Annotated in this window: 10 protein-coding genes; 3 read left to right on the top strand and 7 right to left on the bottom strand. The window is 65.2% G+C overall.

Going from position 1 to position 10,938, the window contains the following annotated elements:
• Positions 1-42: 42 nt before the first annotated feature.
• The 7 genes from CAPP_RS02170 to upp form a co-directional block, all read right to left on the bottom strand.
• Positions 43-1,203, bottom strand: a complete 1,161-nt coding sequence (locus tag CAPP_RS02170; protein WP_076599216.1) for a bifunctional 2-methylcitrate synthase/citrate synthase — start codon at positions 1,201-1,203, stop codon at positions 43-45.
• 74 nt (positions 1,204-1,277) lie between these two features.
• Positions 1,278-2,789 (bottom strand): 2-methylcitrate dehydratase PrpD, encoded by a 1,512-nt coding sequence (gene prpD, locus CAPP_RS02165; RefSeq protein WP_076599215.1) that lies wholly within the window; start codon positions 2,787-2,789, stop codon positions 1,278-1,280.
• A 134-nt stretch (positions 2,790-2,923) separates the two neighbouring features.
• Complete coding sequence (locus CAPP_RS02160) at positions 2,924-4,063, bottom strand: ATP-binding protein (protein WP_076599214.1); 1,140 nt, start codon at positions 4,061-4,063, stop codon at positions 2,924-2,926.
• A 136-nt stretch (positions 4,064-4,199) separates the two neighbouring features.
• Positions 4,200-5,606, bottom strand: coding sequence for an NAD(P)H-quinone dehydrogenase (locus tag CAPP_RS02155; RefSeq protein WP_076599213.1), 1,407 nt, complete (start codon positions 5,604-5,606; stop codon positions 4,200-4,202).
• A 98-nt stretch (positions 5,607-5,704) separates the two neighbouring features.
• Entirely contained in the window at positions 5,705-6,889 is a 1,185-nt protein-coding gene (locus CAPP_RS02150; RefSeq protein ID WP_076599212.1) for an amidohydrolase, read from the bottom strand.
• A 191-nt stretch (positions 6,890-7,080) separates the two neighbouring features.
• Complete coding sequence (locus CAPP_RS02145; RefSeq protein ID WP_076599211.1) at positions 7,081-7,512, bottom strand: helix-turn-helix domain-containing protein; 432 nt, start codon at positions 7,510-7,512, stop codon at positions 7,081-7,083.
• Positions 7,513-7,594: 82 nt separating this feature from the next.
• Positions 7,595-8,230: a uracil phosphoribosyltransferase gene (gene upp / locus CAPP_RS02140; protein ID WP_076599210.1), complete on the bottom strand. Its 636-nt coding sequence runs from the start codon at positions 8,228-8,230 to the stop codon at positions 7,595-7,597.
• Between the two features lie 71 nt (positions 8,231-8,301).
• Here upp and CAPP_RS02135 point away from each other — a divergent pair, with 71 nt between their 5' ends.
• Genes CAPP_RS02135 through CAPP_RS02125 form a run of 3 tightly spaced genes read left to right on the top strand, consistent with a single transcriptional unit; the run spans position 8,302 to position 10,925 of the window.
• A complete protein-coding gene (locus tag CAPP_RS02135; RefSeq protein ID WP_076599209.1) occupies positions 8,302-8,586 on the top strand; it encodes a hypothetical protein in 285 nt (94 codons plus the stop codon).
• On the top strand, positions 8,583-9,647 hold the full coding sequence (locus tag CAPP_RS02130; RefSeq protein WP_234958846.1) for a C40 family peptidase: 1,065 nt from the start codon (positions 8,583-8,585) through the stop codon (positions 9,645-9,647). The genes CAPP_RS02135 and CAPP_RS02130 overlap by 4 nt, the downstream gene beginning before the upstream one ends.
• Before the next feature lie 39 nt (positions 9,648-9,686).
• Positions 9,687-10,925 carry a SatS C-terminal domain-containing protein gene (locus tag CAPP_RS02125; protein WP_076599208.1) on the top strand — a complete coding sequence of 413 codons (1,239 nt, stop codon included), beginning with the start codon at positions 9,687-9,689 and terminating at the stop codon, positions 10,923-10,925.
• Positions 10,926-10,938: the final 13 nt, after the last annotated feature.

The raw sequence follows: 10,938 nt of genomic DNA, 5'->3' as shown, positions 1-10,938 counted from the left end.
CGATTCTAAAGGCTGGGCATGGCGGCGGCCCTGTGACCTCCCCTACGTTTCCGGCGCACCGGGGACGTGCCGCTCGGCCGGCCCGCTGTATGCGGCCAGCGGGCGGATGATGGTGTTGTTCTCGAACTGCTCGATGATGTGCGCGGTCCAACCGGTGATTCGCGCCATGACGAACAGCGGGGTGAAGAACTCGATGTCGAAACCGAGAATGTAATACGCCGGGCCCGCGGGGAAATCCAGGTTCGGCATGATGTTGATGGACGTGTTCTCGTACATCGTTTTCGCCATAATGTCGTACATCTCCACCCACTTCGCCCCGTCTTTTTCCGGATGCTCGGAGGCGAGCTTTTTGAAGGCCTCCTCCATCGTGGGCACGCGCGAATCGCCCTTCTTGTACACACGGTGGCCGAACCCCATGACCAGCTCCTTATTCTTCAGCTTGTTCAGGGTCCACTCTTCAGTCTTCGCTGGATCGCCGATGGCAACCATGTTGTGCATGACGAACTCGTTGGCGCCGCCGTGCAGCGGCCCCTTCAGCGCGCCGATCGCGCCGGTTACCGCCGACCAGGTGTCGGACTGCGTGGAGGTGATCACGCGCGCGGTGAATGTGGACGCGTTGAAGGAGTGCTCGGCGTACAGGATCATCGACTTCTCGAAAGCCTCGATATCCGACGCGATCGTCGCGGGCGATCCTTCCCCGTCGCCGAAGACCATCCAGAGAAAATTCTCCGCGTAGCCCTTGGACGTGTCCGGCTCGATGTAGCCCTCCCCACGCCGGCGGCGGATATCCAGCGCGACAATAGTGGGCAGCTTAGCCAGTAGAGTCAGCGCGATATCGCGGATGTGGTCGGAATCCGGGGTGAATTTCTCCGGGTCGCGGGTGCCCAGAAACGACACTGCCGTGCGCAGGACGTCCATCGGGTGGCAGTCTTTCGGCATCGCCTCAATGACGCCGATGAGCTCCTCGTCGAGCACGCGGCGGCTGCGCGCCGCATCGTAGAATTCCTGCAATTCTTCCTCGTTGGGCAGCTCCCCGTTCCACAAGAGCATGGCCACTTCTTCAAAGCTGACGTTGTTGGCCAGCTCGTGCACCGGGTAGCCGCGGTATAGCAGCGAGTTCGTCTCGGGATTGACCTTGGACACCTCGGTGTAATCGGCGACGACGCCGTTGAGGCCCTTCCGGATTTCTGGTTGCTCCGACATAGTTTCTCTCCTCAACAAAACTAATTTTTGGGTGAAAAAGTGGGCCTGGATGAAGCCAGGCCCTGGGACAGGTTCTAGAAAATGCCCTCCGGCGTCGACGGCGCGGTAGCCAGCGCCTCGTCGGTCAAGCGGACGTTGAGCTCGTTCAGATCGGTGAGGTTTTCCAGGTTCTCCGCCGCCACGATGAAACGGTCCTGCTCTTCCGGGGTGACCAGCCCGTCGGCAAGCGCGCGGAATTTCGCGATGTAGTCGGCGCGCTCGAACGGCCGTGCGCCGAGCGGGTGCGCGTCTGCCACTGCCAGCTCGTCTTCGATCACTGCCCCGTCGCTGAACGTGATCACTGCCCTAGCGCCGAAGGCCTTCTCGTTCGGGTCCGTCGAGTGGTAGCGGCGCGTCCACTCGGGGTCCTCCGTGGTGGAGATCTTGTGCCACAGCTCGACCGTCTCCGGGCGTCCGGCGCGCTCCGGCGAGTAGGAGTCGCGGTAGTGCCAGGTGCCGTCCTCGAGCGCGACGGCGAAGATGTACATGATCGAGTGGTCGAGCGTCTCGCGCGAAGCGGCCGGGTCCATTTTCTGCGGGTCGTTCGCGCCGGTGCCGATGACGTAGTGCGTGTGGTGCGAGGTGTGCAGGACGATTGACTCGATCTCCGACGTCATCCGCCCGGCGTCGGCGATAGTCTGCTTCATCCGCCGCGCCAGGTCGATCGGCGCCTGCGACTGGTACTCGGCGGAGTGCTCTTTGGTGTAGGTGTCCAAGATCGCGCGCTTCTCCTCCCCCGGCGCAGGCAGTGGGACGGTGTAGGTGCGGTCCGGGCTGTGCAGCATCCACGCGATGACACCGTCCTCGCCCTCCCAGATCGGGGCCGGCGCACCCTCGCCGCGCATGCAGCGGTCCACGGCCTCAATGGCCATCTTTCCGGCGAAGGCCGGGGCGTACGCCTTCCATGAGGAGATCAGCCCCTTGCGCGACTGGCGCGTCGCCGTCGTCGTGTGCAGCGCCTGGCCGACCGACTGGTAGATCGTGTCGACGTCCAGCTCCAGCATGGTGCCGATGCCCGCCGCCACGCTCGGCCCCAGGTGCGCCACGTGGTCGATCTTGAATTCGTGGAGGGAGATACCTTTGACCAGGTTCACCTGGATCTCGTACCCGGTGGCGATGCCGCGGATCAGCGCCTTGCCGTCCAGCCCCTTGTGCTGCGCGACCGCCAGCAGCGGCGGATTATTGTCGCCCGGGTGCGAGTACTCCGCGGCCAGGAACGTGTCATGGTAATCCAGCTCGCGCACCGCCGTGCCGTTAGCCAGCGCCGCCCACTCGGCGGAGAAGCGTCCGTCCACACCGAAAACAGAAGCGCCATGCTTATCGACGGGATGTGCCTGCGCCATCGCCCTCGCCGACGTCACCGGCCGGCGCACCACCGAAGCCACTGCGACGGCGGCGTTGTCGATGATCCGATTAATGATCATCTCTGCGGCCTCTTCCGGGACCGCCACCGGATCCGCCGCCACCTGGGCCACCTTGTAGGCGAGGTGTTCCTCGTACGGAAACTCCTCCGCCGATCTGCGTGTGCGCACCTCGTGCTCGATCATGGACAGCAAACCTCCTGGGAATATCGCCGCGATTCATGTCACTGCGCAACACCGTTGTGTTCCGCGCCATTAATTAGTATGCCGAAACAATGAGGCGCGCGGGCCGCCTTCCGCCACTTTCTGTCCGGCAACGCCTAGTCCCAGCCGCTGTCGCGCAGGCCCCGCCCCAGCAGGTGGTGGCCCATGTGCGGGATAGTGAAGTTCAGGTAGCCGTGCTTCGGGCTGTAGACCAGTTCGCGCCTCAAGAGCGCTTGCCGGGCCATGGTCAGCGACTGCGGCGCGGCCCCGAGCTCGCGCGCGATCGCCGCCGTCGGCACTGCCGCCAGATCTTCTTGGACGTTCGCCATCGCGACGAGAAATTCTTCCTGCTTCGGTGGAACACCGCTCAGCGCGGGTGCGTGAACTAGCTGGCCGAGAGTGCCCAGGACATCGTCGCGCACCGCCTCCACATCCCCGGCCGCGATCGTCCCGCCGTTACCGGCGCGTTCGAAAAGATGGAAGCCGATGAGCTGGATCAGGAACGGATATCCTCGGCTCATTCCCACCGCCTGGCGCAATGCTTCATTGTCGAATAGGGCGCCGCCCGCCTCCGCGGTCTGGGACAGCACCTCCGCGGTCTGCTCCGGAGACATCGGCCCCAGGTTAGAGTGCTGCGCGCGGCGCAGAAATGTCGTGCCCGGGTGCTGCAATAAGGTGGCGATCCCCTCCGGCAGGCCAGCGGCCGCAAAGGCGATGTTGCGGTTGTCCCGCATCAGGTCCTGCACCGCGGCGGTGAGCTCCCAGAGTTGGTCCGACGGCGCGCTTTGCACCTCGTCGACGGTAATCAGGATGCCGGATTCGGCGCCGGCTTCGTCGGCAAGCGAATTCAGGCCCGTGATGAGCGACGGTGCGGGATCGTGCCCATCATCGATTTCGCTGCGCACTCCCCCGATGCCCGCGATATTCACGCCAGTGATCCTGCGGCGCCCCTCCGGCTGCTGGCTCAACGCCGACAGCGCATGCGGTATCGCAGTGTCCACCAAGAGCTGAACGAGGTTGTGCGGCTGCGCGCGGAGCACCACCCAGCCGCGGCGCTTCGCTTCGTCCTCCAGCTCGTTCAGGGTGACGGTCTTGCCGATGCCGCGCGGACCCGACAGAAGCAATGCGCGGCGCGGATCACCAACACCACCTTCCAGCCCGCGCCCGAACGACTCGACAACAGAATTTCGTCCCGCAAATACGCTGGGCGAGACACCGAAGGTGGGAATGAACGGGTTGCGCGGCGATGCACCCACGGCGAACCTCCTGGTCGAGGGAGCGGAAGAGTGATTTCGGCGTCAGCCTTTATACGGCTTATATTCTTTATACTCTTTATATGTCGTCGCCGGCTTATATTTCTTATATTTCCCCTCGGCCTGGTGTTTCAGGCGCTTAGTTCAGGTCTGTCTTGTGCACCAAGCGGCGGGCGGCCTCGGTGATGGAGCCCGACAGGGACGGGTAGACCGCCATGGAATTGGCCAGCTGCTCGACAGTGAGGTGGTTGGTCACGGCGATGGTGAGCGACAGAATCAGCTCAGAAGCGGTCGGGGCGACGATCACGCCGCCGAGCACCTGGCCGGAACCCTTGCGGGCGAAGATCTTCACGAAACCGGTCTTCAGCGAGCGCATTTTCGCGCGCGGGTTGGTGGCCAGATCGAGCTTGATGATGTCGGCGGAGTACTCGCCGCTGTGGATCTGCTGCTCCGTAATGCCCACCGCAGCTATCTCCGGGCGGGTGAACACGGCGTTGCCGACGGTGCGGATGCGCAGCGGCTCCACTCCCTCACCCAGCGCGTGATACATGGCGATGCGGCCCTGCATCGCAGCGACGGACGCAAGCGGCATGAGATCGGAGCAGTCGCCGGCGGCGTAGATGCCGGCGACATTGGTGCGGGAGACGCGGTCGACGTGAATGTGGCCGGACGGGGTGACATCGACACCCTGTGACTCGAGCCGCAAATCCTTCGTGTTCGGGATGGAACCGATGGACATAAGGCAGTGGGAGCCAGTGATCTCGCGGCCGTCGTTGGTGCGGACGATGACGCCCTCGCCGGTGTTCTCCACGCTATCCACGCGGGCATCCTTCACCAGGGTCACGTCACGGTTGGACAGGACCTGCTCCAGCACGTCTGCGGCGTCCGCGTCGTCATGCGGCAGGATGCGGTCGGAGGAGCCGACCATGGTCACTTTCACGCCCAACTCGGCGTAGGCAGAGACGAACTCGGCACCGGTCACACCGGAACCGACCACGACGAGGTGCTCCGGCATCTCGATCAGGTCGTACATCTGCTGCCAGTTCAGGATGCGGCGGCCGTCCGGCTTCGCCTTCGGCAGCACGCGCGGGGAGGCGCCGGTGGAGATCAGGACCATGTCGCAGTCGATCGTCTCCTCGGTGCCGTCGTTAAGCGCTACCTCGACGCGGTGGGTGGTGTGGCCTTCCTGCTTCTCGGCGAAGCGGCCGCGGCCGTTGATCAGGTGCACGCCGGCGCGCTGGACCTGGTTGCGGATATCGCGCGACTGCTCGGAGGCGAGGGCGACCACGCGGTTGTTGAGCGCTGGGACCGACAGGTTCACGTCGCCCAGGCCGTGCTTGAGACCCATGGCGTCGGCGCGGCGGAGGTCGGTCTTGATGTTCGTGCCCGCGATGAAGCCCTTCGACGGGACCACGTCGCGCAGAATGCCGGAACCGCCGACACCGAGATCCTCGACCAACGTGATGTCCGCGCCGTACGAACTACCAACGAGCGCTGCTTCGTAGCCGCCCGGGCCGCCGCCGATGATCACGATCTTTTTGGACACGCATGTCTCCTTTGCGCTTCGCGTCTGCACAGTTTCCGGGAGTCCACTGTAGCTGTCAGCTGCGCATGCCGCCGACCGGGCCAGGGGTTGGGCGGGGCTTACAGGGAAGCGGGGTCGATAAGACCGCCTTCATAGCGTTCGACCAGCGATCCGAAGAGGCGCACACCGACGTCGATGCAGCGCTCGTCGACAATGATGTCGCCGCGGTGCAGATCGTATTTCGGGCCAGCCCCCTGCCAGCAGCCCAGTCGCGCCATGGAGCCCGGCACGTGCTCGAGGTACCAGGAGAAATCCTCGCCGCCGCTGGACTGCGGGGCCTGCACCACCGCATGCGGGTCGACGTTCTGCGCCGCTCCGGCCAGTGCCGCGGTGGCCACGTCGTCGTTCATCACTGGCGGAACGCCCCGGGTGTAGGACAGTTCGTAATTGCAGCCGGTGGGGGCGACAACGTCGTCGATAAGCTCGCGCATGAGCGGCTCCAGTGAGCGCCACGTGCCGATGTCCTGGGTGCGGATCGTGCCGGAGACGCGGCCTGTTTTCGGCACAGCGTTTGCGGCGAAGCCCGCCTCGATCTGGCCGAAGACGAGGACGGTGCCGGTGCGCGGGTCCACCCGGCGCGAGAGCAGGCCCGGCAGCTGGGTGACCAGACTGCCCAGGGTGTAGACCACATCGGCGGTCAAATGGGGGCGGGAGGTGTGGCCGCCGGGGCCGGTGACGTCGATGCGCAAAACATCGGCGGCGGACGTGATCGCGCCCGTGCGCACGCCCACCTGGCCGACGCGCAGCTTCGGCTCCACGTGGACGGCGTAGATGCTGGACACACCCTTCAATCCACCCCACTCGATGACATCGCGCGCGCCACCGTCCATGACTTCCTCCGCGGGCTGGAAGATGATGCGGATACCGAACGGCAAGTCGATCTCCGACAAGGCGCACGCGAGCGCCAGACAGATCGTGGTGTGGACGTCGTGGCCGCACGAGTGCGACATGCCCGGGGTGCGCGACGCGAACGACAGGCCCGAGACCTCTTCGACGCGCAGCGCGTCGATGTCCGCGCGGAAACCCAGGCGATCGCTGCTTTCGGGGCCGATGTCGACGTAGAGGCCGGTTTCGGGGAAGAGCTGCGGCTCAAGACCGTGATCGGTGAGGATGCCGGCGATGAACTGCGTCGTCTCAATCTCGGCGTGGGACAGCTCCGGATGGGAGTGCAGATGGCGGCGCCACTCCACGACCTGGTCACGGTGCGCCACCAACCATGCGTCGATCTGAGCCGCTATTGACACCCTGCACACTCCCCTTCGCCTTGACAACGTCTGCGCGCCGGCCCCGACTAGTGTCCGCGAGCCGTCCGCGCGCATTCAGTTCTGCTCTGCGTGGAAGTGTACAACTAGACCAAGCTGTACAGACAGTCGGGGCGAATAATCGCCGGGTTTTTGCAGAAGTCCACTCCGCCGACACGCTTCGGCGGATGCGCTCACTTCTTCGACGCGAACGGCTTCGTGTCCTCCGGACGGGCCGGCCAGGCGACGGTGGTGCTCAGTTGACTCCACTCGCGCCGCACTTCTCGCTCCCCTTCTTCAGTGTCAAGATCTTTCGCCTTTTCCACCACGCGTTCGAGCGCCTCCCAGCACAGCTCGCCGACCTCTTCCCCCACGGCCGGCAGCAGTACCGCAGGCGGCACGCGCAGTGCGTAGGCCAGGCGGTAAATGGTGCTCATCGTCGGATCTGACGACCGCGTCGCGCCGGAGCTGTTGCGCTCCAAATTCGACACCAGGCTGCGCGACAGCCCGGCTAATTCAGCCAGACGCATCTGGCTGATCCCCCTCATATTCCGCAACAGACGTAGACGCGCTGACAGGCTGTACCCGAAACTCACCCAATTGCGCGACGGCAAAACTTCATCCAACTCTAAGCCCCCCTTAAGTTTTCAAGCTTTCACTTAGCTTTGGAAGGTAATTGAAATGTGTGAGTCGCGCCACACAAGACGACTAGAGGTGAATATTACGAGGTCCGTAGAGACGGTCGCCCGCATCACCCAAACCCGGCACGATGTACGCGTCCTCGTTCAGCGCCGGGTCCACCGCCGCCGTGATCAGCCGCAGCGGCACCCCCATCTCCGCGAGACGATCCACACCCGGCTGCGCCGAGACAACGCAGATCACCGTAATGTCGTCCGCGCCGCGCGCGGTGAGCAGCTCAATCGCGTGCACGAGGGAACCGCCCGTGGCCAGCATCGGGTCCACCAGGTACACCGGCTGGCCCGACAGGTCGTCCGGCAGCGCCTCCAGGTACGGCACCGGCTCATGCGTCTCCTCGTCGCGCGCCAGGCCGATGAAGCCGACTTGCGCGTCCGGGATCATCGACAGCGCCGGGTCCACCAGGCCCAGACCCGCACGGATCACCGGCACGATGATCGGCGGATTCTTCAGCCGCGACCCTTCCGCCGTGCCGACCGGGGTGGTGCACTCGTAGGTCTCCACTTCGAGGTCGCGCGACGCCTCGTAGACCAGCATCGCCCCCAGATCCGACAGTGCGGCGCGGAACCCCGAGTTATTCGTGCGCTCGTCGCGCAGCCGGGTCAGACGTGCTTGGGCCAGCGGATGGTCGATGATCGTGATCTCCATAGGCACCCATGCTATCGCGGAAATTTCCGGCCCGATGGAACCGAACGGCGCTTGAACCAGTCCAATAAGGCATGCACATTTTGAATTTGGACACTGCCGCCACAGAAACCAACCTCGATTCTCTGCGCGCCGACGCCGACGCGCTCACGCCCACGTCCCTGCCGCAGCTGCCGGCCGCCGGCCCGCTCGCCGGCCTCGCCACCGCGATCACCAATGCCGTGGCTGCCGCAAACGACCAAGCTGTGTTGCTCACAGATGAAGCACGCCGCGTCGCCGACAACATGTCGGTATTCAGCGACAAAGCATCGCTTATCGACGTCTCCACCGCCCACTCCTTCAAGGCCCTGCACCCATGACCGCGAGTCTGACACTTTCGCCGCCGACCTCCCCGCCGACCCCGTCCTTCACCGCACCGACTGACCCGATGGCGTCCGGCCTTGGGCTCATGCCGCTGCTTGCCGCCGCCGGCTCCACCCTGATCGAGCCGGTGCTGTGCTCCATCCTGGAGGCCGCACCTACTCCCCTGCCGGAGATCACCGTCGGCTCCACTCCCGAGTTCGCCTCTGCCCAGGCGCTTGCCGATCTCGTCGGCGCGGACCCGTCGCGTCTCCTCGGCGCCGCGACAAACCTCGCCGCCGACCGCGGAGAAATCGAAACCGTCATCGCCGAGGCAATCCCCTTCATCGAGTCTGCCGCCGCCGACATCATCCAGACCGGCAAGCAATTCCTCATTGACGCCGCCCCGCTTCTGCCGGGTCTGCTCGCGGGACCAGCCGGATTCGGCGCAGTCCTAGAGCTGACGGTGTTGGCGGGAGGGGCGCTGGCGGACGTCGATAAGCGCCTCGATGCATTGGAAGAGGACCTGAATCCTCTGATCGAGCGCCTGGACACCGTGGTCGCCGATGCGTTGGCGCGCGACCCGCTCGTGCCGTCGGCGTCCGCGCAGGCCGCCGAGGAAGAGCTGCGCACCGCTCCCACGCAGCCTGCGGCTCTGGAGACGACGCCGGTCGCCGCCGAGGCCCCCTCCGTGACCCCCGCCGATCTCTCCGACGAGCCTGTGCCCGCCGGTGACAGCGAAGCGGGGCGCGCCGCCGTCGCCGCGGCGAAAAGCGTGCTGGGCACGCCCTACGTGTGGGGCGGCAGCGCGCCCGGCGGATTCGACTGCTCCGGGCTGACTTCCTGGGCTTACCGGCAAGCCGGCGTCGAAATCCCGCGCACCGCTGAAAACCAGGCCATCGGCCAACAAGTCAGCCACGACGACCTGCAGCCGGGCGATCTCATCGTCTGGACCGGGCACGTCGCCATGTACGCCGGCGACGGCATGATGGTCGAAGCTGGTGACCCCGTGCAGATGAACCCGGTGCGCACCACCAATATCGGCATGCCGTTCAAAGGGTTCTGGCGGCCGACGGCCTAGCTCGAGGAATTGGACACGGGTTTAGTAATGTGAGTGCCCATGACTACGCGCGCGATTCTCCCGGTGAAGATCTCATTGACGGAGGGCGATTTCTACACGCTCTGGGCTCCGACCTGGCGCCAAGGCGGCTCCGAGTGGCAGGCCTTCCTCGGCGACGCCGACAACGTCCTCGTCTTCAATAGCCCCGAAGCGCTCCTCGTCTACCTCGAGGACCACGATGACCATGACCTGGTGGACCACCCGAAGTGGTCCGCCTTCCAGTCGGGTGGCGACGACCGTGTCGTGCCGGGCGAGAAGAATTACTACGACATCGTCGGTCTGCCGTCCTTCCTGGCCGGCCGCCCGAGCCACGAGAATGTCTCCGCGGTCTCCCGCACCTTCCAGCTTTCCCGCTCGCTCGCTGAGGTCGCCGCCGCGCAGGACGCGTCCATCTTCTTCGCGTCCCACTCGATCCTGAACAATGTCCACCGCGGCCACGAGCACTACGCCGGCCCAACCGGCCTCGACGAGTGGTCCGGCGTCGGCCGCGCCGTGCTGGCCAACTGGGAAAACGTCGTCACCTCGCTCGACGAGTCCGTCCGCGTCGTCGCCGACGGCGAGCTGAATGCCGGTCGCGTCCACACCGCCGCCGAATCCATCGCCACCGCCACCGCCGCCCGCGAAGAGCAGCGCGCCCAGTCCGAAAAGAACGCCGAGGAGGCCCGCGACGCGGCCGACCCGTACGACTCCTCCGCTTGGGCCGAGGCCGGCATCGACCCGGTCAAGATCACCGTCCAGGGCAAGAGCGTCTACACCTTGCGCACTTATCTTGGCGACGCCCCGGTCTTCCTGGGCAAATTCGGCGAGATCTTCACCTTCCCGACCACCAAGCACATGTTGCGCTGGATCGTCGACAACGACGACCACGAACTCGCCCGCGTGAGCACCTGGTCCGACCTGCAGAACCTCGCCAACGCCGGTGAGCTCGAGGTCACCGTCCACCCTGACAACTCCTACTCGCTCAACGGCATCGCTTCCGACATCGAGAAGGGTGTCGACACTGTCGACACCCAGCAAATGTCCAAGGCCTACGAGCTCATGGCCGACGCCGCCGACTGGGCCGACGACGACTCGCTCAACTCCTACCTGCTCGCCAATCCCCGCATGCAGGACTACCTCGCCTACATGATGGGCTCCACCGAAGCAGCCGGCTACGTCCCCTCCGCCCCCTTCACCGACAAGGCCGAGGGGTGGCGCGAGCTCGAGGATCTGCTGGTGAAGCGCTTCTCGAAGTTCTAGGTTCTAGGGCCCG

The organism is Corynebacterium appendicis CIP 107643 (assembly GCF_030408415.1).
GTDB lineage: Bacteria > Actinomycetota > Actinomycetes > Mycobacteriales > Mycobacteriaceae > Corynebacterium > Corynebacterium appendicis.
The sequence above is the reverse complement of the archived record's forward strand: the minus strand, read 5'-3'. Positions and strand labels throughout refer to the sequence as shown.

Coding starts and splice junctions, on each gene's coding strand:
- CAPP_RS02125 (WP_076599208.1), top strand. CDS start 9,687: ATGACTACGCGCGCGATTCTCCCGGTGAAGATCTCATTGACGGAGGGC.
- CAPP_RS02130 (WP_234958846.1), top strand. CDS start 8,583: ATGACCGCGAGTCTGACACTTTCGCCGCCGACCTCCCCGCCGACCCCG.
- prpD (WP_076599215.1), bottom strand. CDS start 2,789: ATGATCGAGCACGAGGTGCGCACACGCAGATCGGCGGAGGAGTTTCCG.
- CAPP_RS02135 (WP_076599209.1), top strand. CDS start 8,302: ATGCACATTTTGAATTTGGACACTGCCGCCACAGAAACCAACCTCGAT.
- upp (WP_076599210.1), bottom strand. CDS start 8,230: ATGGAGATCACGATCATCGACCATCCGCTGGCCCAAGCACGTCTGACC.
- CAPP_RS02170 (WP_076599216.1), bottom strand. CDS start 1,203: ATGTCGGAGCAACCAGAAATCCGGAAGGGCCTCAACGGCGTCGTCGCC.